Origin of the sequence: Burkholderia metallica, from assembly GCF_001718555.1 — a bacterium.
Classification (GTDB): Bacteria; Pseudomonadota; Gammaproteobacteria; order Burkholderiales; family Burkholderiaceae; genus Burkholderia; species Burkholderia metallica.
This window is the reverse complement of sequence record NZ_CP013401.1, coordinates 1070270-1093870: the sequence shown is the minus strand read 5'-3', so window position 1 is coordinate 1093870 and position 23601 is coordinate 1070270. Positions and strand designations below refer to the sequence as shown.

Annotated in this window: 22 protein-coding genes and 1 other RNA gene; 4 read left to right on the top strand and 19 right to left on the bottom strand. The window is 65.2% G+C overall.

The features are described 5' to 3' along the window. Positions 1-62: 62 nt before the first annotated feature. From cysM to gyrA, 16 genes are all read right to left on the bottom strand, one after another. Positions 63-965: a cysteine synthase CysM gene (cysM, locus tag WJ16_RS04930; protein ID WP_069256093.1), complete on the bottom strand. Its 903-nt coding sequence runs from the start codon at positions 963-965 to the stop codon at positions 63-65. Positions 966-1180: 215 nt separating this feature from the next. Further along, on the bottom strand, positions 1181-1525 hold the full coding sequence (locus WJ16_RS04925) for a ComEA family DNA-binding protein (protein ID WP_069256092.1): 345 nt from the start codon (positions 1523-1525) through the stop codon (positions 1181-1183). A 74-nt stretch (positions 1526-1599) separates the two neighbouring features. Further along, positions 1600-2592 carry an ADP-glyceromanno-heptose 6-epimerase gene (rfaD, locus tag WJ16_RS04920; RefSeq protein WP_069256091.1) on the bottom strand — a complete coding sequence of 331 codons (993 nt, stop codon included), beginning with the start codon at positions 2590-2592 and terminating at the stop codon, positions 1600-1602. Between the two features lie 63 nt (positions 2593-2655). Beyond that, entirely contained in the window at positions 2656-3606 is a 951-nt protein-coding gene (gene rfaE1 / locus WJ16_RS04915; RefSeq protein ID WP_076605875.1) for a D-glycero-beta-D-manno-heptose-7-phosphate kinase, read from the bottom strand. A 7-nt stretch (positions 3607-3613) separates the two neighbouring features. After that, the gene (locus WJ16_RS04910) at positions 3614-5014 is read right to left on the bottom strand and encodes a UDP-glucose dehydrogenase family protein (protein ID WP_069256089.1); all 1401 of its coding nucleotides are present in this window, start codon (positions 5012-5014) and stop codon (positions 3614-3616) included. Between the two features lie 89 nt (positions 5015-5103). After that, positions 5104-6276 carry a lipopolysaccharide assembly protein LapB gene (gene lapB, locus WJ16_RS04905; protein WP_069256088.1) on the bottom strand — a complete coding sequence of 391 codons (1173 nt, stop codon included), beginning with the start codon at positions 6274-6276 and terminating at the stop codon, positions 5104-5106. 53 nt (positions 6277-6329) lie between these two features. After that, positions 6330-6623, bottom strand: a complete 294-nt coding sequence (locus WJ16_RS04900; RefSeq protein WP_021157458.1) for a lipopolysaccharide assembly protein LapA domain-containing protein — start codon at positions 6621-6623, stop codon at positions 6330-6332. Between the two features lie 208 nt (positions 6624-6831). Beyond that, positions 6832-7155 carry an integration host factor subunit beta gene (locus WJ16_RS04895; RefSeq protein ID WP_006486894.1) on the bottom strand — a complete coding sequence of 108 codons (324 nt, stop codon included), beginning with the start codon at positions 7153-7155 and terminating at the stop codon, positions 6832-6834. Positions 7156-7177: 22 nt separating this feature from the next. Further along, positions 7178-8890, bottom strand: coding sequence for a 30S ribosomal protein S1 (gene rpsA, locus WJ16_RS04890; protein ID WP_069257957.1), 1713 nt, complete (start codon positions 8888-8890; stop codon positions 7178-7180). 141 nt (positions 8891-9031) lie between these two features. Further along, a complete protein-coding gene (gene cmk, locus WJ16_RS04885; RefSeq protein WP_069256087.1) occupies positions 9032-9718 on the bottom strand; it encodes a (d)CMP kinase in 687 nt (228 codons plus the stop codon). Positions 9719-9731: 13 nt separating this feature from the next. Next, a complete protein-coding gene (gene aroA, locus WJ16_RS04880; protein WP_069256086.1) occupies positions 9732-11036 on the bottom strand; it encodes a 3-phosphoshikimate 1-carboxyvinyltransferase in 1305 nt (434 codons plus the stop codon). Between the two features lie 13 nt (positions 11037-11049). Next, on the bottom strand, positions 11050-11976 hold the full coding sequence (locus WJ16_RS04875; RefSeq protein ID WP_069256085.1) for a prephenate dehydrogenase: 927 nt from the start codon (positions 11974-11976) through the stop codon (positions 11050-11052). Positions 11977-12162: 186 nt separating this feature from the next. Next, entirely contained in the window at positions 12163-13245 is a 1083-nt protein-coding gene (gene pheA, locus WJ16_RS04870; protein ID WP_069256084.1) for a prephenate dehydratase, read from the bottom strand. Between the two features lie 33 nt (positions 13246-13278). Then, the gene (gene serC / locus WJ16_RS04865; protein ID WP_069256083.1) at positions 13279-14361 is read right to left on the bottom strand and encodes a 3-phosphoserine/phosphohydroxythreonine transaminase; all 1083 of its coding nucleotides are present in this window, start codon (positions 14359-14361) and stop codon (positions 13279-13281) included. Positions 14362-14516: 155 nt separating this feature from the next. Next, entirely contained in the window at positions 14517-15116 is a 600-nt protein-coding gene (locus tag WJ16_RS04860; protein WP_006486966.1) for a DUF2059 domain-containing protein, read from the bottom strand. An 83-nt stretch (positions 15117-15199) separates the two neighbouring features. Continuing rightward, a complete protein-coding gene (gyrA, locus tag WJ16_RS04855; RefSeq protein ID WP_069256082.1) occupies positions 15200-17821 on the bottom strand; it encodes a DNA gyrase subunit A in 2622 nt (873 codons plus the stop codon). 539 nt (positions 17822-18360) lie between these two features. Here gyrA and ompA point away from each other — a divergent pair. From ompA to ssrA, 4 genes are all read left to right on the top strand, one after another. Next, positions 18361-19029: an outer membrane protein OmpA gene (gene ompA / locus WJ16_RS04850; protein ID WP_069256081.1), complete on the top strand. Its 669-nt coding sequence runs from the start codon at positions 18361-18363 to the stop codon at positions 19027-19029. A gap of 156 nt (positions 19030-19185) precedes the next feature. Then, entirely contained in the window at positions 19186-19884 is a 699-nt protein-coding gene (gene ubiG / locus WJ16_RS04845) for a bifunctional 2-polyprenyl-6-hydroxyphenol methylase/3-demethylubiquinol 3-O-methyltransferase UbiG (RefSeq protein WP_069256080.1), read from the top strand. Positions 19885-19897: 13 nt separating this feature from the next. Then, positions 19898-20611: a phosphoglycolate phosphatase gene (gene gph, locus WJ16_RS04840; RefSeq protein ID WP_069256079.1), complete on the top strand. Its 714-nt coding sequence runs from the start codon at positions 19898-19900 to the stop codon at positions 20609-20611. Positions 20612-20628: 17 nt separating this feature from the next. Then, positions 20629-20998, top strand: a transfer-messenger RNA (tmRNA) gene (ssrA, locus tag WJ16_RS04835). A 273-nt stretch (positions 20999-21271) separates the two neighbouring features. Here ssrA and WJ16_RS04830 read toward each other — a convergent pair. The 3 genes from WJ16_RS04830 to WJ16_RS04820 form a co-directional block, all read right to left on the bottom strand. Further along, a complete protein-coding gene (locus tag WJ16_RS04830; protein ID WP_069256078.1) occupies positions 21272-21625 on the bottom strand; it encodes a DUF4148 domain-containing protein in 354 nt (117 codons plus the stop codon). A gap of 384 nt (positions 21626-22009) precedes the next feature. Then, positions 22010-22279, bottom strand: a complete 270-nt coding sequence (locus tag WJ16_RS04825; RefSeq protein ID WP_069256077.1) for a hypothetical protein — start codon at positions 22277-22279, stop codon at positions 22010-22012. Between the two features lie 101 nt (positions 22280-22380). Next, positions 22381-23487: a substrate-binding domain-containing protein gene (locus tag WJ16_RS04820; RefSeq protein ID WP_069256076.1), complete on the bottom strand. Its 1107-nt coding sequence runs from the start codon at positions 23485-23487 to the stop codon at positions 22381-22383. Positions 23488-23601 lie beyond the last annotated feature (114 nt).

The window sequence follows — 23601 nt, the reverse complement described above, 5'->3', positions numbered from 1 at the left end:
AAAAAGCGCCGCACATGCGGCGCTTTTCTTATCGCACGCGCACGGCGCGCGCCTGCTCACGTTCACGCAGGAAACACGCCCGTCGACAGGTAGCGGTCGCCGCGATCGCAGACGATGAACACGATCGTCGCATTCTCGACCTGACGCGCGATGCGCATCGCGACTTCGCACGCGCCGCCCGACGAAATGCCCGCGAAGATGCCTTCGACGGCCGCGAGCCGGCGCGCCATCGTTTCCGACGCGGCCTGACTCACGCTCTCGACGCGGTCGACACGGCTGCGATCGAAGATCGTCGGCAGGTAGGCTTCCGGCCACTTGCGGATGCCCGGAATACGCGAACCGTCTTCCGGCTGCGCACCGACGATCTCGATCGCGGCATTCTGTTCCTTCAGATACCGCGATACGCCCATGATCGTGCCCGTCGTGCCCATTGCCGACACGAAGTGCGTGACGCGCCCTTCGGTATCGCGCCAGATTTCCGGGCCCGTCGCTTCGTAGTGCGCGATCGGATTGTCGGGATTGCCGAACTGGTCGAGGATCACGCCCTTGCCTTCGCGCTGCATCTGCTCCGCGAGATCGCGTGCCAGTTCCATCCCGCCCTTCACCGGCGTCAGGATGATTTCGGCGCCGTACGCGGCCATGCTCTGGCGACGCTCGACCGACAGGTCCTCCGGCATGATCAGCACCATCTTGTAGCCGCGGATCGCCGCCGCCATCGCGAGCGCGATACCCGTGTTGCCGCTCGTCGCCTCGATCAGCGTATCGCCCGGCTTGATGCGCCCGCGCGCCTCGGCCTTGCTGATCATCGACAGCGCAGGACGATCCTTCACCGAACCGGCCGGATTGTTGCCTTCGAGCTTCGCGAGCAACACGTTGTTGCGCGCGCGGATCTCGTCGTCCGGCAAGCGGACCAGTTGGACGAGCGGCGTATTGCCGATCGTGTCTTCGATAGTTTTGTAAGCCATGGATATACCGTGAGTGCGAGGCGCCGATCAATCGGTCGATTGTAAACCAGCGCCGCCCGCCGCGCCGGCAACCCCATTGCGACGATGGAATACGGCTGGCGTGCAACGCGTGGCGCCGCATACGCGGTGCCCACGCAAAAAACCCGCGGCATGCCGCGGGAAGCCGTCGTAGCGACGGCGGCTGAAGGAGCTCGTTGTCGGCCGCGCGCGCCGCGTTACTTCTGCGCAGTGCGGGCCGGTGCGGCCGCGGGCTTGCCGGCAGCCGGCTTCGCCGCGGCCGGCTGCGCGCCACCGGCGCCGGCCGCCCCGACCGTCAGACCCTCCTGCTGAAGCCGCTCGACGGTATGGCCGCCCATGCCTTTCACGCGTGCCGCGAGATCTTCCGCATTCCTGAACGGACCGTGTGCGCCGCGCTCGTCGAGAATCGCCTTCGCGCGTGCGGGGCCGATGCCCTTGATGCCGACGAGCGCATCCTCGTTCGCGGTGTTGACGTCGACGGCCGCCCAGGCCGACGCGATCGTGCCGAGCATTGCCGCTGCGGCCAACCATTTCCTGATCATGTGCTGGATCTCCGAAGAAAAACGGCCGGCGGCTGCCGACCGTGAGACCCAGTCTATCGATGCAACGCTTCGGTTTAAACCTGGCCGGATAGCCAACGAACGTAGCGGTCGACACCTTCCTGCACGGTCAGGAACGGCGCGTCGTAACCGGCCGCGCGCAGCTTCGTTTGGTCGGCCTGCGTGAAGCACTGGTACTTGCCGCGCAGCGCATCGGGGAACGGCACGTATTCGATCAGCCCCTGCTCGACTTGCTGCGCGAGCGTGAGCGGCGGCAAGTTGTCGAGCGCGCGCAGCGTATTCACGACCGTCGATGCGATGTCGTTGAACGGCTGCGCACGGCCGGTGCCCAGGTTGAAGATGCCCGACTGCTCCGGATGATCGAAGAAGTACAGGTTCACCTTCGTCACGTCCTCGACCGACACGAAGTCGCGCGTCTGCTCGCCCGGCGCATAGCCGTTGTACTCGCCGAACAGCTTCACCTTGCCTTCCGCGCGGAACTGGTTGAAGTTGTGAAACGCGACCGACGCCATACGCCCCTTGTGCGTCTCGCGCGGGCCGTACACGTTGAAATAGCGGAAGCCGGCGATCTGGCTCTTCGCGCTCGGCAGCACGCGCCGGATCACCTGGTCGAACAGGAACTTCGAATAGCCGTAGACGTTCAGCGGCGCCTCGGCGTCGCGCTCCTCGACGAAACGCGTCGAACCGCCGTAGGTCGCGGCCGACGATGCGTACAGGAACTGCGTGCCCTGCGCGAGACACGCGTCGAGCACCGCACGGCTGTAGCGGAAGTTGTTGTCCATCATGTAGCGGCCGTCGGTTTCCATCGTGTCCGAACAGGCGCCTTCGTGGAAGATCGCGCGTACCTTGCCGAAATCGCCGCGGGCGAAACGTTCGACGAATTCCGTCTTGTCCAGATAGTCGTCGATCTCGCAGTCGACGAGATTCTTGAACTTGTCCGCGCGCGTCAGATTGTCGACCGCGATGATGCGCGTCTCGCCGCGCTCGTTGAGCGCCTTGACGATGTTCGCGCCGATAAAACCGGCTGCGCCGGTGACGATGAGGGTCATGATCGTCCTGCCTGAAAAGTGCGAGCCATGCGTGCGGCGCGCTCGTCGCGCCGCCGCCTGCGCTCAGTGAAACAGTTCGTCGTAGTCCACGGTGGCCGTGCCGAGCTTGCCGACCACGATGCCTGCCGCGCGATTCGCGAGCACGACCGCGTCGACGAGCGGCACGCCTGCGCCGAGCATCGTCGCAACCGTCGCGATCACGGTATCGCCCGCGCCCGAAACGTCGAACACCTCGCGCGCGAGCGCCGGTGCGTGCAGTTCGCCGGCGGCGGAAAAAAGCGTCATCCCTTCTTCCGAGCGCGTGAGCAACAGCGCGTCGATGTCGAGCTCCGCGCGCAGCTTCGCGACGCGCGCGCGCAGGTCGTCTTCCGATTTCCACTGCCCGACCACTTCGCGCAATTCCGCGCGATTCGGCGTGATCAGCGACGCGCCGCGATAGCGTGCCCAGTCGTCGCCCTTCGGGTCGACCAGAACGGCCTTGCCGGCCGCCCGCGCCTTCTCGATCATCGTCGTGACGTGCGTCAGGCCGCCTTTCGCGTAATCCGACATCAGCACGACGTCGTGCTGCGGCAGCAGGGCATCGAAGCGCGCGAGCCCGGCGAGCAGCACCTCGTGCGTCGGCATCGCCTCGAAGTCGACGCGCAGCAGTTGCTGCTGGCGCGCGAGCACGCGCAGCTTGATCGTGGTCGGCAGCGCCGGGTCGCGCTCGAGATGCGGCGTCACGCCGCTGCTGCCGAGCAATTCGACGATCCGCTCGCCGGGTTCGTCGCAACCGACGACGCACAGCAACCCGGCCTGGCCACCGAGCGTCACGGCGTTGCGCGCGACGTTAGCCGCGCCGCCGAGCCGCTCTTCCTGGCGCTGCACGTGCACGACCGGCACGGGCGCTTCGGGCGAAATGCGATCGACGTTGCCGAACCAGTAACGGTCGAGCATCACGTCGCCGACGACGAGCACACGCGAGCGCGCGAGCTGCTCGCGCGGCACCGGAACGACTTCGCGAAGAGTATTCATCGTACGGTCAACCACGTGAGAACGACTGGGGATCGACATACGGCCGGCCGATCGCGTAGTAGTCGATGCCCAGCTCGGCCATCGCGTCCGGTTCGTACAGGTTGCGCCCGTCGAAGATCACCGGCGCCTTCAGTTCGGCCTTCAGGCGCGTGAAGTCCGGGCTCCTGAATTCCTTCCACTCGGTCACGATCACGAGCGCATCCGCGCCCGTGACGGCGGCGTCCTGCGTGTCGACGAGATGCAGCCGAGCCAGCGCGTCCGAATCGGCGCCGAAATCGAGCGCAAACACGCGCCGTGCCTCGTCGACCGCGACCGGATCGTACGCACGGACGGTCGCGCCGCGTTCGAGCAGCGCGGCGATCAGGCGGCGGCTCGGCGCCTCGCGCATGTCGTCGGTGTTCGGCTTGAACGCCAGGCCCCAGACCGCGAATTCGCGGCCGGTCAGGTCGGTGCCGAAGCGTTGCTCGATCTTGCCGATCAGCACGTCCTTCTGCGCATGGTTGGCCGCCTCCACCGCTTCCAGGATGCGCAACGGCTGGCCGTTCTCGCCGGCGGTACGAATCAGCGCCTGAACGTCCTTCGGGAAGCACGAGCCGCCGTAGCCGACGCCGGCGTACAGGAAGTGATAGCCGATGCGCGGATCGGAGCCGATCCCGCGGCGCACGGCCTCGATGTCCGCGCCGACCTTGTCGGCGAGATTCGACATCTCGTTCATGAACGAGATGCGCGTTGCAAGCATCGCGTTCGCCGCGTATTTCGCGAATTCGGCCGAGCGCACGTCCATGTATATCGTGCGCTCATGGTTGCGGTTGAACGGCGCGTACAGCTTCTTCATTTTCTCGCGCGCGATCGTGCCCGTCTCGTCGTCGTCGACGCCGATGATGATCCGGTCAGGGCGCATGAAATCTTCGACCGCGGCGCCCTCCTTCAGGAACTCCGGGTTCGACACGACCGAGAAGCGATGCGCGACGCTGCCTGCCAGACCGCGGGCGGCAAGCGCCTCGTCGACCACGCCGCGCACGCGCTGCGCGGTGCCGACCGGCACCGTCGACTTGTCGACGATCACCTTGAAGCCCGTCATGTGGCGGCCGATGTTGCGCGCGGCTTCGAGCACGTACTGCAGGTCGGCCGAACCATCCTCGTCGGGCGGCGTGCCGACGGCGATGAACTGGATCTCGCCGTGCGCGACACTCGCCTCGATGTCGGTCGAGAAACGCAGGCGTCCGGCCGCGCGGTTGCGCGCGATGATGTCCAGCAGCCCAGGTTCGTGAATCGGCATCCCGCCGTTGTTCAGGATGTCGATCTTGCGCGGATCGACGTCGAGACAGAAGACGTCGTGACCGATCTCCGCGAGGCAGGCGCCCGTGACGAGACCGACATAGCCGGTGCCGATGATGGTGATTTTCATAGATGTTCCGGTACTTCCCGGTAATTGACTAACTTGGCCGCCGGGGCGAGCCCGGCGGCAACCGCAGCGCGTCGGCTCCGCGGCCGGGATCAGCCCGGCATCGCAGGTTCGACGCGGCGCGGCGCATAGGTTTCCCAGCCGCTGCACCCTGGGCACTGCCAGTAGAAGAGCCGTGCCCGGAAACCGCAATTCTGGCACGTATACCGTGGCAGATTCTTCGTGCGCTGCTTGATCAGCGCACGCATCATTTCAAGTTCCTTACGGCGAGGCTCGTCGGCCGCCGCGATCTGCGCGTCGAGCAGATGCAGCATCCCCGACAGGTTCGGCGACTTCTCCATCTGCGTGCGCGCGAGCGTATGTGCGGCTTCCTGGCCCCGCAACCCGGCGATGTGCTGGTACGCGATATCGAGCAGGTCGTTCGACGGATAGCGGTCGATATAGCCCATCAGCAGATCGGCGCCTTCGGCGTTCTTGCCGAGCGCGACGTACGCCTTCATCAGCTTGTCGGCGACGAGCGGCAGATACGCCGGATTCTGCGCTTCGACGCGCTTCCAGTGCTCGATCGCGGCCGCGTGGTCGCCCGCCGCTTGCGCGGCGTCGCCGGACAGGACCGTCGCGCGTACGTTCTGCGGGTTCACGGTGAGCGCGAGGCGCAACTGTTCGGCTGCCGCCGCCGCGTCCTTGCGCTGCAGCGCGTCCTGCGCGAGTTCGCAGTGGAACTGCGCAATTTCGACACCGAGCGGCTTGTCGCTCATCGACTCGATGCGCTTGGCCGTATCGATCGACTTGTTCCAGTCCTTCTCGATCTCGTAGATCGTCAGCAGCGCCCGCTGCGCGCCGAGCGCGTAATCGCCGTCGGCGAGCTTGTGAAACGCCTCTTCGGCACGATCGAGCAGGCCGGCCTTCAGGAAATCCTGGCCAAGCTCGTAGAGCGCGTGATCGCGCTCGTTGACCGGCAGGTCCGTGCGGCTCAGCAGGTTCTGGTGCACGCGGATCGCGCGGTCGGTTTCGCCGCGGCGGCGAAACAGGTTTCCGAGCGCGAAATGCAGCTCGACCGTCTCGGGATCGAGCTTGGCGACCTCGATGAACGCGTCGATCGCCTTGTCGGGTTGTTCGTTCAACAGAAAATTCAGGCCGCGAAAATACGAGCGCGGCAGGTTGGCGCTCTCCGACAGGAGATTCTTCAGGTCATAACGTGACGCCGCCCAACCGAGCGCGAACGCGACCGGAATCGCGAGCAACCACCAGAAATCCAGATCCATGCGAAATATCGAAGCAGAGACGAAAACCGCGCGATGATCGCGCGGCGTCCGTGTTAAATGACGGGCGGCATCGGCGGCTGGTCGATGACGGCCGGCGTTTCGCGCGCCGCGCGCAGATCGCGCTTCAGGCGCCCGTTCTCGAGGCGCAGACGGAAGATCGATGGCAGCGCGGACAGCAGGCCGGCCAGCAACCCGACGGCGAAGAACGCCAGGCCGATCAGGATCAGCGGCGCTTGCCATGAATAGCCGGCAACGAAATTCAGCGTCGCGGTTTGCGTATTGGCCAGCGCAAGCACCAGCAGCAGGACGAACACCAATACCCGGATCAGCCAGACGATAAACTTCATGAAGCCCTCTCTTTGTTGAGGTTTGCCGCGGCGCGCGACTCCCCTTCGTCGCACCGAATCGACCCGTATTGTAAAGGATGCGTTTCCACGGCTGCGCACGATGTGCGCCGCCGTGGCGCCGCGATCGCCGGAAATGAAAAAAGCGCCCGCAAGGGGCGCTTTTCTTTTCAGCTTTCGCCGGATGGGTTCCGGGCAAACCGGATGACGCTCAACGCTCGTCGTCCGGATCGTCAGCCTTCAGCGGTTCACCGGCGCGGCCGTCGACGCGTTCGCGCAACTCCTTGCCGGGCTTGAAGTGCGGCACGAACTTCTCGGGCACCTGCACTTTCTCCCCCGACTTCGGGTTGCGTCCGACGCGCGCCGGGCGACGGTTGAGGCCAAAGCTGCCGAAACCCCGAATTTCGATGCGATGCCCTTTCGCCAGGGCGTCGGACATCGCATCGAGCATCGTTTTCACCGCGAAATCCGCATCCTTGAGGACAAGTTGCGGAAATCGCGATGCCAGCTGCGCGACCAACTCGGATTTGGTCATACTTCAGCAGACCTCGTGAGGCTTACTGGTTCTGGCCGTCGAGCTTCGCCTTCAGCAGCGCGCCGAGGTTGGTCGTACCGGTCGCCGCAGCGCTCGAGTCCGACTGCAGGCCGCGAATCGCTTCCTGTTGTTCAGCCGAATCCTTCGCCTTGATCGACAGGTTGATGCCGCGCGACTTGCGATCGATGTTGATCACCATCGCGTTGACCTTGTCGCCTTCCTTCAGCACGTTGCGTGCGTCTTCGACGCGATCCTGCGAGATTTCCGATGCGCGCAGGTAGCCTTCGATGTCGCCCGTCAGCGTCACGACCGCACCCTTCGCATCGACCGTCTTCACGACGCCGTCAACGATCGAGCCCTTGTCGTTCATGGCAACGTAGTTGCTGAACGGGTCGCCTTCGAGCTGCTTGATGCCGAGCGAAATGCGTTCCTTCTCGACGTCGATACCGAGGACGATGGCTTCGACTTCGTCGCCCTTCTTGTACTTGCGAACCGCTTCTTCGCCCGCTTCGCTCCACGACAGGTCCGACAGGTGGACCAGGCCGTCGATGCCGCCCGGCAGACCGATGAACACGCCGAAGTCGGTGATCGACTTGATTGCGCCCGTGATCTTGTCGCCCTTCTTGAAGTTGCGGCTGAAGTCGTCCCACGGATTCGGCTTGCACTGCTTCATGCCGAGGCTGATACGACGACGGTCTTCGTCGATCTCGAGAACCATGACTTCGACTTCGTCGCCCAGCTGGACAACCTTCGACGGTGCGACGTTCTTGTTGGTCCAGTCCATTTCCGACACGTGGACGAGGCCTTCGATGCCCGATTCCACTTCGACGAATGCGCCGTAGTCGGTGATGTTCGTGACCTTGCCGAACAGACGCGTGCCCGACGGGTAACGGCGCGAGATGCCTTCCCACGGATCGTCGCCCAGTTGCTTGATGCCCAGCGACACGCGGTTCTTCTCTTGGTCGAACTTGAGGATCTTCGCGGTGACTTCCTGGCCAACCGACAGGACTTCGCTCGGGTGACGCACACGACGCCATGCGATGTCGGTGATGTGCAGCAGGCCGTCGATGCCGCCGAGGTCGACGAACGCGCCGTAGTCGGTGATGTTCTTGACCACGCCGTTGACGATCGCGCCTTCCTTCAGCGTCTCGAGCAGCTTCGCGCGCTCTTCGCCCTGGGTTGCCTCGATCACGGCACGACGCGACAGCACGACGTTGTTACGCTTGCGATCAAGCTTGATCACGCGGAACTCGAGCGTCTTGCCTTCGTACGGGGTCGTGTCCTTGACCGGACGCGTATCGACCAGCGAACCCGGCAGGAACGCGCGGATGCCGTTGACCATCACGGTCATGCCGCCCTTCACCTTGCCGGTGATCGTGCCGGTGACGAGTTCGTTGTTGTCGAGAGCCTTTTCCAGCGACAGCCACGATGCAAGGCGCTTCGCCTTGTCGCGCGACAGGATCGTGTCGCCGTAGCCGTTTTCGAGTGCGTCGATCGCGACGGACACGAAATCGCCCGACTGCACCTCAACCTCACCCTGATCGTTCAGGAATTCCTCGATCGGAATGTAAGCCTCGGACTTCAGGCCTGCATTGACGACCACGAAGTTGTGGTCGACGCGCACGACTTCGGCGGAAATCACTTCGCCGGCGCGCATGTCTTGGCGGGTCAGCGACTCTTCGAACAGAGCCGCGAAAGATTCAGTATTCGGGTTGGAGGTTTGCAGGTCGGACATAAAAATCTGATTGTGCATGGCTCGCTGTGCCACGCCGGCCGGAATGGCAGGCTGAAAGGGCCAGATCGAAGACCACACGGGGTTAAGGGTTCGAAACACGCTTCGCACTTCCGCGCGGAGCACCTACCGCGACCCGCCTTCTCAGGCGGGCTGGCCGAGCGCCCGGTACCACTGCAGCACCTGGTCGACTGCTTCATCGACCGAAAGTGCCGACGTATCGAGCAGCTTGGCATCTGCCGCAGGCTTAAGCGGCGCGGCCGCGCGATTGCTGTCGCGCGCGTCACGCTCACGAAGATCCCGGAGCAAGTCATCTATATTAGCAGAAAAACCTTTTTGCATCAATTGCTTATGCCGCCTCGCCGCGCGTGCCTCGGCGCTGGCCGTCAGGAACACCTTCAGCACGGCGTCCGGGAAGATCACGGTGCCCATGTCGCGCCCGTCGGCCACGAGGCCCGGCGTCTTGCGGAACGCGCGCTGGCGCGCGACGAGCGCGGTGCGCACGGGCCCGTGCACGGCGATCGCCGACGCGCGGTTGCCGACCGCTTCGGCACGGATGTCGTTCGACACGTCGACGCCGTCGAGCTGCGCGCAGCCTTCACGGAACGTGATGTGCAGATCGTCGATCAGCTTCACCAGCGCGTCGATGTCCTCGGCCGCGACGCCGTAGCGCACGCTCGCGAGCGCGGCGAGCCGGTACAGCGCGCCGCTGTCGAGCAAGTGGAAGCCGAGATGCGCGGCGACCAGCGCGGCGACGGTTCCCTTGCCGGAAGCAGTCGGGCCGTCGATCGTGATGACGGGAGTCGGGTGAAAGGGTCGGGTCGATTTCATCAGGTCGGTCGGGTCAGGCTTTGGCGAGCGCGGCGAAGCGGTCGAAATAGTCGGGGAACGTCTTGCCGACGCACTTCGGATCGTTGATCCGCACGGGCACGCCGCCGAGGCTGACGAGCGAGAAGCACATCGCCATCCGGTGATCGTCGTAGGTGTCGATTGCCGCGTTCGGCGTCAGTTTTTCCGGCGGCGTGACGACGAGATAGTCGGGGCCTTCCTCGACGATCGCGCCGACCTTGCGCAGTTCGGTTGCCATCGCGGCGATGCGGTCGGTTTCCTTCACGCGCCAGCTCGCGATGTTGCGCAGCGTGCTCGTACCGTTCGCGAACAGCGCCGCGACCGCGATGGTCATCGCCGCATCGGGGATCAGGTTGAAGTCCATGTCGATCGGCTCGAGCTTGCCGTGGTCGTGGCCGATGCCGCGCACGTCGATCCAGTCGTCGCCCATCGTCACGTTCGCGCCCATCTGCATCAGCGCGTTCGCGAAACCGACGTCGCCCTGGATGCTCGCCCGCCCCACGCCTTCGACGCGCAACGGCCCGCCGCCGAGCGCGCCGGCCGCGAGGAAGTACGATGCGGACGACGCGTCGCCCTCGACCATGATCCGCCCCGGCGAGCGGTAGCGCACGCCGGCCGGCACGACGAAGCGCTGCCAGCCGTCGCGCTCGACGGTCACGCCGAAGCGCTCCATCAGGCGGATCGTGATGTCGATGTACGGCTTCGAAATCAGCTCGCCGTCGACCTCGACCACGGCCTTGCCGTCCTTCGCCTTCACGAGCGGCAGCGTCATCAGGAGCGCCGTGAGGAACTGGCTCGACACGTCGCCGCGCACGCGGATCGGCGCGTCGACGGAAATGTTCGCGGGCTTGATCCGCAGCGGCGGGTAGCCTTCGTTCAGCTCGTAGTCGATCTGCGCGCCGATCTGCCGCAGGCCGTCGACCAGATCGCCGATCGGTCGCTCGTGCATGCGCGGCACGCCGTGCACGCGGTAGTCGCCGCCGTTCACCGCGAGCGCGGCGGTCAGCGGCCGCACGGCCGTGCCCGCGTTGCCGAGGAACAGGTCGGCCGTCTTCGCGGCGAATGCGCCGCGCGTGCCCGTCACGACGCAGGTATCGCCGTCGCGCGCGAGTTTCACGCCGAGCTTGCCGAGTGCGTCGAGCATCACGCGCGTGTCGTCGGAGTCGAGCAGGTTGGTGATCGTCGTTTCGCCTTCGGCCAGCGCCGCAAGCAGCAGCACGCGGTTCGAAATGCTCTTCGAGCCGGGCAGGCGCACGGTGCCCGATGCGCTGGAGTACGGGCCGAGATCGAGATAGTCCATGGGAATCGTCCTGTTATTTCTTGACCGGTTCGGCAGCGGGCGTGCCGCCGCGCTCCTGCCATGCCTTGCGGGCGGCGCGCGAGCGCGTGAACACGGCTTCGAGCGCCGCGCCGTCGCCGGCGTCGATCGCCGCGCGCAGCCGCGCGAGCACGCGTGTGTAGCCGTCGAGTTCGTCGAGCAGCGCCGCGCGGTTCGCCACGCACACGTCGCGCCACATCTCCGGGCTCGACGCCGCGATGCGCGTGAAATCGCGGAAGCCGCCCGCCGCGTACGAGAATTTCAGCTCCGCGTCGGTTTCGCCGAGAATCTGCTCGACGAGCGCAAACGACAGCACGTGCGGCAGATGGCTGATCGACGCGAACACGCGATCGTGTTGTTCGGTGCTCATCGTGCGCACGTCGGCGCCGGTCGCGCGCCACATCGCGTCGATCCGCGCGACGGCTTCGGGCGCGTTCTCCGGCAACGGGCACAGCACGACGTTGCGGCCGACGTACAGATCCGGCAACGCCGCTTCGACACCGCTCGACTCGCGGCCTGCGATCGGATGCCCCGGCACGAACTGCGCGATGCGCGCGCCGAGCGCTTCGCGCGCGGCCGCGACGACGTCGGACTTGGTACTGCCCGCGTCGGTGACGATCGTTGCCGCTTCGAGCCACGGCGCAATGCGCGCGAGCAACGGGCCCGTCTGCGCGACGGGCGCTGCCAGCAGCACGAGATCGGCGCCGGCCAGCGCGTCGCGCAATTGCGCATCGTCGTCGAGCGCCGCTGCGCGGTCGATCACGCCGAGCGCGAGCGCCCGCTCGACCGACGCACGCGAACGGCCCACGCCGACGATCTCGCCCGCGCCGCCCGGCGCGCGCTCGCGCAGCGCGCGGGCCAGCGATCCGCCGATCAGGCCGACGCCGAAGATGACCAGTTTGTTGAATGCAAAGCCTGACACGACAAGAGCCAAGTTACGCGCGCGGGACGATGCCCGCCACGCGGAATTCCAGATTCCGGGCAACGGGCCCGCGTTCGGTGCAATTTGCGCCGGACGCCGCCCGAACCCGCCTTCGGCAGTGCCGACCGGCCTGCCCTGCCCGCGTGGCCGCAACGCCTGCTCGAACAGGCGACGGGCCGCCGCGCATCAGCGTGCGCGTGGATACGAACCGAGTATCTTCAGGAACGCGGCCTTCTGGCCGAGCTCCGCGAGCGCGGCCGCCACCGCCGCATCGTCCCGGTGCCCTTCGATGTCGATGTAGAAGTAATACTCCCACGTGCCGACGCGCGCCGGACGCGACTCGAAGCGCGTCATCGACACGCCGTGCCGCGCGAGCGGCTCGAGCAGCTTGAACACGGCGCCCGGCTCGTTCTTCACCGACACGATCAGCGACGTCTGGTCGTGACCGCTTTGCCCGGCCGGCTGCTTGCCGACGATCACGAAGCGCGTGCGGTTGTGCGGATCGTCCTGGATCATCGAGAACGCGATCTGCAGCCCGTAGTGCGCGGCCGCGCGGTCGCCCGCGATCGCGGCGACGGTCGGGTCGGCCGCCGCGAGACGCGCGGCCTCCGCATTGCTCGACACCGCCTGCCGCTCGAGCTGCGGCGCATTCGCCGCGAGCCATTGCTGGCATTGCGCAAGCGCCTGCGCGTGCGCGCAGACGCGCTTCACGCCGTCGAGCGTGCCGTTCTGCGTGAGCAAGTTGTGATGGATCGGCAGCGCGAGCTCGCCGCTGATCAGCAGTTGCGTCTGCAGCAGCAGGTCGAGCGTGCGCGACACGGCGCCCTCGGTCGAATTCTCGACCGGCGCGATGCCGAACGCGGACGCACCGGCCTCGACCGAGCGGAACACTTCATCGATCGACGGGCACGGCAGCCCCTCGATCGACTGGCCGAAATACTCGAACATCGCCTGTTCGCTGTACGTGCCGACCGGCCCGAGGAACGCGACGTGGATCGTCTGTTCGAGCGCGCGGCTCGCTGCCATGATCTCGCGCCAGATGGCGCTGATGTGCTCGCCCGCAAGCGGCCCCGCGCTCATGTCCTGCAGCCGCGCGATCACCTGCAGCTCGCGCTCCGGCCGGAACACCGGCGCGTTGAAATGCTTCTTGACCTCGCCCACCTCCAGCGCCACCGCGGCGCGCTGGTTCAGGAGCGCGATCAGCTGCGCGTCGATCGCGTCGATGCGGTCGCGCAGCGGTTTCAGGCGGGAATTCAGTTCGTCGTCCATGCGTTTTGCCGTGCTGTTTGAGCAGCGCCGCCGTCAGGCGCCCTGCTGCTCGAAGTCCTTCATGTACTCGACGAGCGCTTTCACGCCCTCGAGCGGCACCGCGTTGTAGATCGACGCCCGCATGCCGCCGACGGACTTGTGGCCCTTCAGCTGCAGCAGCCCGCGCGCCTTTGCGCCGGCAAGGAAGTCTTCGTTGCGCGTTTCGTCGGCCAGGAAAAACGGCACGTTCATCCGCGAACGTGCTGCCGGGTCGACCTTGTTCAGATAGAAGCTGCTCGCGTCGATCGTGTCGTAGAGCAGCTTCGCCTTTTCGATATTGCGGGCCTCGATCGCTTCGAGACCACCCTGCCGCTTCAGCCACTGGAACACCAGCCCCGCGATGTAGATCGCGTAGGTGGGCGGCGTGTTGTACAGCGAATTGTTCGCGGCAATCGTCTTCCACTCGAACGCGGACGGACAGATCGACAGCGCGCGGTCGAGCAGATCCTCGCGCACGATCACGAGCGTCACGCCGGCCATCCCGATGTTCTTCTGCGCGCCGCCGAACAGCACGCCGTACTTCGCGACGTCCATCGGACGCGACAGGATGTGCGACGAGACATCCGCGACCAGCGGGATGTCGCCGAGATCGGGGATCTCGAACGTCTCGACGCCGTCGATCGTCTCGTTGGTGCACAGATGCACGTAGGCCGGATCGTCCGACAACTGCCATTCGGCGCGCGCGGGCGCGCGGGTGAAGCCGTCTTCCGTCTTGCCGCTCGCGGCGAGATGCGGCGTGCCGTATTTCTTCGCTTCGCCGAACGATTTCTGCGACCACGATCCCGTCACGACGAAGTCGGCCGTCTTGCGCGATCCGAGCAGGTTCATCGGCACGATCGCGTTTTCCGCGATACCGCCGCCCTGCAGGAACAGGATCCGGTGGCTGGCCGGCACGCCGAGCAGCTCGCGCAGGTCGGTCAGCGCGGCCTCGTGGATCGACATGAATTCCTTGCCGCGATGGCTCATCTCCATCACGCTCATGCCGCTGCCGTGCCAGTCGAGCATTTCGTCGGCGGCCTGCCGCAGCACTTCCTCGGGCATCGCAGCAGGGCCGGCGGAGAAATTAAAGACGCGCATCGTGAAAACCTCGGGAGGGACGCGACCGGCTTGCCGCCGGCAGAACGCGCCAGAAAGAAAAAGGCCGCTTGCGCTCGCGCGCAAACGGCCATTATCGCACTGTCGTCAGGCTCCCGCCAAACCCGGCCGCACGGCCGGGGGCGTGCCCGACCGGCTTACTTGCCCGGCTTGACTGCTGCGACTTCCTTGTCAGCCTGCGTGCGCGTTGCCTGGATCGCTTGCGGCATGTACTTCTGCATCAGGCCGTTGACCACGTCGCGGCCGACCTGATCCTGAACCTGGATGAACTTGCGGCCCGTCGGGCTCTTGTAGAACGTCGTCAGATCCTTGATTTCCGACGTGCTGTAGTACTTCGCGTACGCGTCGTACTGAGCCGACATCGCGTCGCTCTGGAACTGCTGCGTGCCGAACACCTTGCCTGCGCCGTCGACCAGCTTCGGCACCGCGTTCTTCTGCAGCGTCGGAACGGCAGCCTGCTTCTGCTTGTCGTTCAGCGTCTTGTTTTCCGACAGCGCGTCCGACAGGATTGCCGGGACGAGCTGCTTGGCCTGCATTTCGGCGCTGTTGCCGATTGCCGACACGAGCTTCGGCGCGTCGATCGCGTCGAGCAGATCCTTGATCGCAGCCTTCTTGTCGGCGTCGATCGGCGCAGCTGCCGCCGGAGCTGCCGGTGCGGAATTCGACAGCGCTTGCGCCATCGCGAACGTCGGCACCAGTGCAGCCAGCAGAACCAGTTGCTTGAATTGCTTTTGCATCATCACTCCCTTTTGGAAATATGAATGGTTGCTCACCGGCCGCGGCGCTTCGCGCCCGCGGCGGCCAGAGTCTCATCCGTTCTTCAGGCTTCGCCGTCCGACGCCTCGTCGGCCTCGCCATCGCCCTCTTCGGCTTCCGCAATCTCTTCGGCTTCCGCGATCTGCTGCAGGCCGGAGAGCTTGGTACCCTCATCGAGACTGATGAGTGTAACACCTTGCGTAGCACGTCCCATCTCGCGAATCTCCGACACGCGGGTGCGAATCAACACGCCGGCCGTCGTGATCAGCATGATCTGATCTTCGGCGTCGACGAGCGTGGCAGCCACCACCTTGCCGTTACGCTCGGACGTCTGGATCGCGATCATACCCTTCGTGCCGCGGCCATGGCGCGTGTACTCGGTGATCGGCGTGCGCTTGCCGTAGCCGTTCTCGGTCGCGGTGAGCACCGTCTGCTCTTCGCTGCCCGCCACCAGCATCGCGATGACCTGCTGCCCGTCCTCGAGCTGCATGCCGCGCACGCCGCGCGCCTCGCGGCCCATCGGACGGACGTCGTTCTCGTCGAAGCGCACGGCCTTGCCGGAATCCGAGAACAGCATCACGTCGTGCGCGCCGTCGGTGATCGACGCCCCGATCAGGTAGTCGCCTTCGTCGAGACCGACCGCGATGATGCCCTTCTTCATCGGACGGCTGAATGCCTCGAGCGGCGTCTTCTTCACGGTGCCGAGCGACGTCGCCATGAAGATGAACTTGTCGGCCGAGAATTCCTTCACCGGCAGCACGACGTTGATCTTCTCGCCTTCCTGCAGCGGGAACATGTTGACGATCGGGCGGCCGCGCGAGTTGCGCGAGCCCTGCGGCACTTCATAGACCTTGACCCAGTACACGCGGCCGCGGTTCGAGAAGCACAGGATGTAGTCGTGCGTGTTCGCGATGAACAGCGTCTCGATCCAGTCGTCTTCCTTCATCTGCGTCGCCTGCTTGCCGCGACCGCCGCGCTTCTGCGCACGATATTCGGACAGCGGCTGCGACTTCACGTAGCCCGCATGCGACATCGTGACGACCATGTCCTGCGGCGTGATCAGATCCTCGGTGTTCAGCTCGGTGGCGTTCAGCTCGATCTTCGAGCGGCGCGCGTCGCCGAATTCGGCCTTCACCGAGGTCAGCTCGTCGCCGATCATCGTCGTGATCCGCTCGGGGCGCGCGAGGATGTCCAGCAGGTCCGCGATCTGGGCCATCACGTCGCGGTACTCGCCGATGATCTTGTCCTGCTCGAGACCGGTCAGGCGCTGCAGACGCATCTGCAGGATTTCCTGCGCCTGCGTGTCGGACAGGCGGTACAGCCCGTCGCTCTGCATGCCGAATGCCGGGTTCAGGCCTTCCGGACGGTACGCGGAGCGGCCGCCGGCCGCCGCGTTCTCGCTTTCGGCGCGCGTGAGCATCTCGCGCACCAGCGACGAATCCCACGGCTTCGCCATCAACTCCGCTTTCGCGATCGGCGGCGTCGGCGCGGCCTTGATGATCGCGATGAACTCGTCGATGTTCGCGAGCGCGACCGCGAGACCTTCGAGCACGTGGCCGCGTTCGCGGGCCTTGCGCAGTTCGTAGATCGTGCGGCGCGTCAGCACTTCGCGTCGATGCGACAGGAAGCACTGCAGGATTTCCTTCAGGTTCAGCAGCTTCGGCTGGCCGTCGACGAGCGCGACCATGTTCATGCCGAACGTGTCCTGGAGCTGCGTCGCCTTGTACAGGTTGTTCAGCACCACTTCCGGCACTTCGCCGCGCTTCAGTTCGATCACGACACGCATGCCGCTCTTGTCGGACTCGTCGCGGATGTCGGAGATGCCTTCGAGCTTCTTCTCGTTGACGAGCTCGGCGATCCGCTCGAGCAGCGAGCGCTTGTTCACCTGGTACGGCAGCTCGTCGACGATGATCGCCATCCGCTGGCCGCGGTCGATCTCCTCGAAGTGCGTGGCCGCGCGCATCACGACGCGGCCACGGCCGGTGCGATAGCCGTCGCGCACGCCGGCGACGCCGTAGATGATGCCGGCCGTCGGGAAGTCGGGCGCCGGGATGATCTCGATCAGCTCGTCGATCGTCGCTTCCGGGTTGGCCAGCAGGTGCTGGCACGCGTCGACGACTTCGTTCAGGTTGTGCGGCGGGATGTTGGTCGCCATGCCGACCGCGATGCCCGACGAGCCGTTGATCAGCAGGTTCGGGATGCGCGACGGCAGGACCGACGGCTGCATTTCGTTGCCGTCGTAGTTCGGCTCGAAATCGACCGTTTCCTTGTCGATGTCGGCAAGCAGCTCGTGACCGATCTTCGCCATGCGAATTTCGGTGTAGCGCATTGCCGCGGCATTGTCGCCGTCGATCGAGCCGAAGTTGCCCTGCCCGTCGATCAGCATGTAGCGCAGCGAGAAATCCTGCGCCATCCGCACGATCGTGTCGTAGACCGCGGTGTCGCCGTGAGGATGGTACTTACCGATCACGTCACCGACGATACGCGCCGATTTCTTGTACGCGCGGTTCCAGTCGTTGTTCAGTTCGTGCATCGCGAACAATACGCGCCGGTGCACGGGCTTCAGGCCATCGCGGACATCCGGGAGGGCACGTCCGACGATCACGCTCATCGCGTAATCGAGATACGAACGGCGCATTTCCTCCTCTAGGGAGGTGGGCAGGGTCTCTTTGGCGAATTGATCCATGTATCCGTATCGTTTCGGAGCGAAGACGGCGAACGCCTTTCGCGTGGGCGCTGCATGCGCAACGCAACGCGAGATTCTAACATGCGCCCATCAGCCGCCAATTCGCGTCCCCCGCTATATATAAATAGCGAAACTCGCGGCGGCGGCGATCCGGCCGGAATCGCGTGCCGCAATGGCACCCGACCCGACATTTCGGGCGATGGCTCGCCGCCGTTTCTCGCGCACGAGTAAGCAACTGCATGGATCGACGCAATTTCGCCGCCACACTCTTGACAATCTCTAAAAGTTACGGCACGCCGGTGTTGCGCATGCACCACAAACGTTGAGGCGATCTTAGGGTGGGGAGGATTTTTTTTCGTAGGAAGGGAACGATATGGCAAAATGCCAACGCACTGAAAGTTAGACGCTGCTCGAAGTCTACACAGAGCGGTGCCGCGTTTTTGTGCCGCACCAATGTTATACTTCGAGCAATGTATGACTTGTCACCGTCAACAGGCTCGCAGTAAACCTGCGGTAATCTCAATTTCGAGAGGAGAAATATGAATAAACTTTCAAAGCTCGCGTTCATTGCAGCTACCGCAGTTATGGCTGCATCCGCTTCGGCACAGTCGGTGCCGGCGTCGCGTCAAGCCGTCAATGACAACTGGGTGAACGGCACGGGCGAATGGGTGTGGATGAACGGCACGAACGAGCTCTGCTGGCGCGATGCGTTCTGGACGCCGGCCACCGCCAACGCGAAGTGCGATGGCGCACTGGTCGCCCAGGCACCGCAGCCGCCGGTCGCTCCGGTCGCTCCGGTCATCTCGAGCCAGAAGATCACGTATCAAGCTGACGCACTGTTCGACTTCGACAAGGCAACGCTCAAGCCGCTGGGCAAGCAGAAGCTGGACGAGCTGGCAGCGAAGATCCAAGGCATGAACACGGAAGTGGTCGTCGCAACGGGCTACACGGACCGCATCGGTTCGGACAAGTACAACGACCGTCTGTCGCTGCGCCGCGCACAAGCCGTCAAGTCGTACCTGGTCAGCAAGGGTGTGCCGGCCAACAAGATCTACACGGAAGGCAAGGGCAAGCGCAACCCGGTTACGACTGGTTGCAACCAGAAGAACCGCAAGCAACTCATCGCCTGCCTCGCACCGGATCGCCGCGTGGAAGTCGAAGTGGTTGGTACGCAGCAAGTCGAGAAGACGACCGTTCCGGCAAACTAAGCCACGGTTTTCGACTCCTTCAAAGCCCCGCTCCGGCGGGGCTTTTTCTTTGACGCCCGTCCAGAGGCGCTCGCCGCTTCGCCGCTCGTCCGCTTCTTATATACTCGGGGCTGACGAACCGCAGCACCGCCCTCCTCCCGTAGCCCGTTTGCCGACATGACCAACGCCGATCCGCACGAACTCCAGAAATTCAGCGACCTCGCCCATCGGTGGTGGGATCCGAACGCCGAATTCAAGCCGCTTCACGACCTGAACCCGGTCCGGCTCGGCTGGATCGATGCGCATGCGCACCTCGCCGGCAAGCGCGCACTCGACATCGGCTGCGGCGGCGGCATCCTGTCCGAATCGATGGCCGCGCTCGGCGCCCAGGTGAAAGGCATCGACCTGTCGACCGAAGCGCTCGGCGTCGCCGACCTGCACAGCCTCGAAAGCGGCATCTCGGTCGACTATGAAGCCATTGCCGCCGAAGCGATCGCCGCGCGCGAACCGGGCTCCTACGACGTCGTCACGTGCATGGAAATGCTCGAACACGTGCCATCGCCCGGCGATATCGTCGCCGCATGCGCGACGCTCGTGAAGCCGGGCGGCTGGGTGTTCTTCTCGACGCTGAACCGCAACCTGAAGGCCTACCTGTTCGCCGTGATCGGCGCGGAGTACATCGCGCAAATGCTGCCGAAGGGCACGCACGACTACGCGCGCTTCATCCGCCCGTCGGAGCTGGCCGGCTTCGTACGCGCGACGGATCTGCACATCGTGGAGATCAAAGGCATCACGTATCACCCGCTCGGCAAGCGCTTCGCGCTGTCGAACGACACCGACATCAACTACCTCGTCGCGTGCCGCCGCGGCGCGTGACCTTCCGACCGGCATGACGACTTCCCTTTCCATCGCGCCGGCCGCAGACGAACCGCGCCTGCTGCACTGCGATGCCGTACTGTTCGACCTCGACGGTACGCTCGCCGACACGGCGCCCGATCTCGCGGCGGCCGTCAACAAGATGCAGCGCGAGCGCGGCCTGCCCGAATCGTCGCTCGACGTGCTGCGGCCGCTGGCCTCGGCCGGGGCGCGCGGCCTGCTGGGCGGTGCGTTCGGCATCGATCCGCACACCCCCGGTTACGACGCGATGCGCGACGAGTTCCTGGCCAACTATGCGACTGACCTCTGCGTGCATACGACACTGTTCCCCGGCATCGGCGACGTGCTCGACGAACTCGATGCGCGCGGGGTGCGCTGGGGTATCGTCACGAACAAGGCGATGCGGCTCACCGCGCCGCTCGTCGACCTGCTCGGCCTCGCGCCGCGCGCCGCCTGCGTGGTCGGAGGCGACACCACGCCGCACCCGAAGCCGCACCCGGCCCCGCTGCTGCATGCGGCCGACCAGTTGACTCTCGCGCCTGCGCGTATCGTCTACGTCGGCGACGACCTGCGCGACATTCAGGCCGGCAGCGCGGCCGGCATGGCGACGGTCGCGGCTGCGTACGGCTATTGCGGCGACGGCGTCGCACCCGCCGACTGGCAGGCGCAGCACCTCGTCGACACGACGCAGGAACTGCGCGAACTGCTGCGCGATGTTGGGCTATAATGCTAGATCTTATCCGCGGGGGCGACCTGGTTTCGACAGGGGTTGTGAAGCGGCTAGGGCATGTCGAGGACCCGTCACCTCGTTAATCAATGGGAAAATCGTAACTGCAAACGACGATACGTTCGCACTGGCAGCCTAAGGGCCGCCGTCCTCTGCCTAGTTCACTGACGGGCTAGTGTCGCAAGACCGGTAGCAATACCGCCAGAGGTCATTTACGTCAGTTAAGCCCTGTCGGCGTCGCGACGCCAGGGTCGAAAATCTAGCGAATCGCCGTCGTGCAGCGTGTTCGTCCGCGTCGCTGCGGTTAAATCAAATGACTGAACTAAACATGTAGAACTAGTCGTGGAGCGCTTCTGGACGCGGGTTCGATTCCCGCCGCCTCCACCAAATTCCGCGCTCGTCGCACGAACCCCGCATGACGCAAGTCTGCGGGGTTTTTTGTTGCCGGCGAAACCCGCACGCCGCTCTCCTTTCGAAAAAGCGCCCAGCCACGGACGGGCCGGGCGGAATGCCACCGGTATGCCGGCGACAGGAGGTGACGGACGTTCTACCGCGCCCGCGCGACACCGATCGCGCCGGGCAGCGGTCAGCCCCGGCGCCGCACCGCAGGGCGCGACGCGTCGTCGCACCCCACTTCACGCACACCGGGCAATGCGCGGCTTAGCTGCCGCGATACAGCGACTTCATTTCTTCGGCGCTGGCCGGGCGCACGCCCATCGCGCGCGAGCCCGATGCCGACGCGCCCTGTGCCTGCGCGCCGTAGCCGCTGGCATCGGCACCTTGCGCTTGCGCCAGTGCGCTGCGCTGTTGCTCTGCAACACGCGCCGTGGCGGCCTGGATCGCTTCCGGATAATGCGGATCTTCGCCGCGAGCGGAGTTGTAACCGGCCTGCTGCAACTGGACCAGTTCGGCGCGGACCTGCGCGCGGGTAAGCGCCGAGCCCGACTGGGCGAACGACACGACCGGGGCAACGAGCGCGGCGGCAACGACAACGGCTTGAACGAGCGACTTCATGATGACCTACCTCCAGATTTGTCCGTGTTCGCGGTGAACACCTTGTTCATCGCTGACAATCCGAAGTTTATGTAGGCGGATGCTTAAGAATAAGGCAGGTTTCTGGAAGACATTCTTCCTGATTTACGGGTTAACCCTAGTCTTCGGTCAGGCCAATGAGGTACGCGCGCCGGGCATCATCCGGCATCGAATCGCATGAAGATTCGCCGGAAAGCAAAAGCCCCGCGAAGCGGCAGCGCTTCGCGGGGCTTTGACAGCAGGCGGAAATCGCACCGGCTTCCTGCCGTTGCCGGTCAGCCGGCGGGCCCGGTACATGCATCGCGCAACGCCCGCCGGTCGAACCGATGCCACACGACCTTCGTGCGGACGCGCCCGTCAGCCCGGTTACTGGCTATCCAGCGGACACTTCAGGTTGCAACCGCTCGGATCGCCCAGGTCGCCCTTGCGGCGCAACGCCGACTTCTTGCCGCTCTGGTATTTCTGCGACGGCGTCGACGCCGCGAACGGCATCTGCGGATGTTCGTTCAGGCGAAACTGGTCGCTCAGGATCCCGCCGGGCACCCCGGGGGAATTCTGCGCGAGTGCGAACGGAGAAACGGCGACCAGCAGCCCCGCGGTCAACGCTGCCGCGGCGAGGGGAACGGAAAATTTCATGGCGGGATGACGCTTGAACGGCGTGCTTGTTGGAACGTTGATCAAGCGGCAAGCGTAGCGCAAATCCCCCGCTGCTGCATCGCGGCTCGACCGCCCCCGCGTTACCGGGAATTGCCGTCCGGCACGCCCGCGCCGTCGCCGCCGGCCAAGCCCGTCGCGATGCTCGTCAGCGTGCCGCACGCGGCCGGATCGTAGCCGTCGAGATGCGCGACGCGCTCGACGAAGCGCGCGTCGCGCAGCAGCGCCAGGACGCCGGCAAGCGGTCCCACGTCGAGTCGCGCGCGTTCGCATGCGAAGTAATAGTCCTCGTCGACGACCGGGATGAAATCGAGCCCGAAATGACGGGCGGCAGGCTCGACACCGAAGCCGAGATCGGCCATCCCGCTCGCGACGAATGCCGCGATCGCCGAATGCGTGAGTTCGGCCGACGCGTAGCCGTCGATGCGCTCGGGGTCGATGCCGATCGCGCGCAGCGCGAGATCCAGCAGCATGCGTGTGCCCGACCCCGGCTGGCGGTTGACGAAGCGGATGTCGCTGCGCGCGAGATCCGCGAGCCCGCGAACCTGCTTCGGGTTGCCGCGCGGGACGAACAGCCCCTGCTGGCGCCGCGTCAGATGGATCAGCACGTGGCGCGTATCGTCGAGCCAGGGCCGGTAGATCTGCGCGCACTGCGCGCGAAACGCGCCGCGCGGCAGATGGAATCCGGCCAGCTCGCACTCGCCGCGGGCCAGCGCCTGCACGGCCTCGACGCTCTCGCGGTACTTGATGTCGACGGCCGCCTGCGCGTCGACGAGCGCGGACACGAGCGTCGCGACCGCGTAGCCGTGCGACGCATGGATGCGCACGGCGCCATCGCGCTGCGCGAGCCGCCGATTCAGGTCGCTCGAGACTTCCGCCGCCAGCGTGCGCAGGTTTCCGTCGAGCCGGTTGCGCGCGAGACGCTGCGCATCGACGACCGCCTGCCCGAGTGCCGACAGCGTCGAACCCTTGCCGCGTGCGGTTTCGATCAGCTCCCCGCCGATGCACGCCTCCAGTGCCCGCAGCATGCCCCACGCGTGCCGGTAGGACAGCCCTTTCGCCTGGGCGGCCTGCGCAATGCTGCCCGTGTCGGCCACGAGTTCCAGCAAGGGCGCGACGTCCGATAGGCTCGCCGCACGGCCTTCCGTGTCGCGTACGGTCAGATACGCGTCGCATTCGATTCGAATCAATTATGCACTCCGATTTCCTATTGCGACCGCCAAATCTTCCGCTTATCGTTGGTCAAAATCAATCAGAACGAAGTCGCGATGCGCACTATATGAAATACGGGCGCATATGAGACT

Bases quoted from the DNA above. Each gene is read 5' to 3' on its own strand.
- WJ16_RS04860 (WP_006486966.1), bottom strand. From the start codon at position 15,116: ATGCAAAAGCAATTCAAGCAACTGGTTCTGCTGGCTGCACTGGTGCCG.
- WJ16_RS04910 (WP_069256089.1), bottom strand. From the start codon at position 5,014: ATGAAAATCACCATCATCGGCACCGGCTATGTCGGTCTCGTCACGGGC.
- rfaE1 (WP_076605875.1), bottom strand. From the start codon at position 3,606: ATGAATACTCTTCGCGAAGTCGTTCCGGTGCCGCGCGAGCAGCTCGCG.
- lapB (WP_069256088.1), bottom strand. From the start codon at position 6,276: ATGGATCTGGATTTCTGGTGGTTGCTCGCGATTCCGGTCGCGTTCGCG.
- rpsA (WP_069257957.1), bottom strand. From the start codon at position 8,890: ATGTCCGACCTGCAAACCTCCAACCCGAATACTGAATCTTTCGCGGCT.
- cysM (WP_069256093.1), bottom strand. From the start codon at position 965: ATGGCTTACAAAACTATCGAAGACACGATCGGCAATACGCCGCTCGTC.
- WJ16_RS04900 (WP_021157458.1), bottom strand. From the start codon at position 6,623: ATGAAGTTTATCGTCTGGCTGATCCGGGTATTGGTGTTCGTCCTGCTG.
- serC (WP_069256083.1), bottom strand. From the start codon at position 14,361: ATGCGCGTCTTTAATTTCTCCGCCGGCCCTGCTGCGATGCCCGAGGAA.
- WJ16_RS04895 (WP_006486894.1), bottom strand. From the start codon at position 7,155: ATGACCAAATCCGAGTTGGTCGCGCAGCTGGCATCGCGATTTCCGCAA.
- gyrA (WP_069256082.1), bottom strand. From the start codon at position 17,821: ATGGATCAATTCGCCAAAGAGACCCTGCCCACCTCCCTAGAGGAGGAA.
- ompA (WP_069256081.1), top strand. From the start codon at position 18,361: ATGAATAAACTTTCAAAGCTCGCGTTCATTGCAGCTACCGCAGTTATG.
- cmk (WP_069256087.1), bottom strand. From the start codon at position 9,718: ATGAAATCGACCCGACCCTTTCACCCGACTCCCGTCATCACGATCGAC.
- gph (WP_069256079.1), top strand. From the start codon at position 19,898: ATGACGACTTCCCTTTCCATCGCGCCGGCCGCAGACGAACCGCGCCTG.
- WJ16_RS04825 (WP_069256077.1), bottom strand. From the start codon at position 22,279: ATGAAATTTTCCGTTCCCCTCGCCGCGGCAGCGTTGACCGCGGGGCTG.
- aroA (WP_069256086.1), bottom strand. From the start codon at position 11,036: ATGGACTATCTCGATCTCGGCCCGTACTCCAGCGCATCGGGCACCGTG.
- ubiG (WP_069256080.1), top strand. From the start codon at position 19,186: ATGACCAACGCCGATCCGCACGAACTCCAGAAATTCAGCGACCTCGCC.
- WJ16_RS04925 (WP_069256092.1), bottom strand. From the start codon at position 1,525: ATGATCAGGAAATGGTTGGCCGCAGCGGCAATGCTCGGCACGATCGCG.
- pheA (WP_069256084.1), bottom strand. From the start codon at position 13,245: ATGGACGACGAACTGAATTCCCGCCTGAAACCGCTGCGCGACCGCATC.
- rfaD (WP_069256091.1), bottom strand. From the start codon at position 2,592: ATGACCCTCATCGTCACCGGCGCAGCCGGTTTTATCGGCGCGAACATC.
- WJ16_RS04830 (WP_069256078.1), bottom strand. From the start codon at position 21,625: ATGAAGTCGCTCGTTCAAGCCGTTGTCGTTGCCGCCGCGCTCGTTGCC.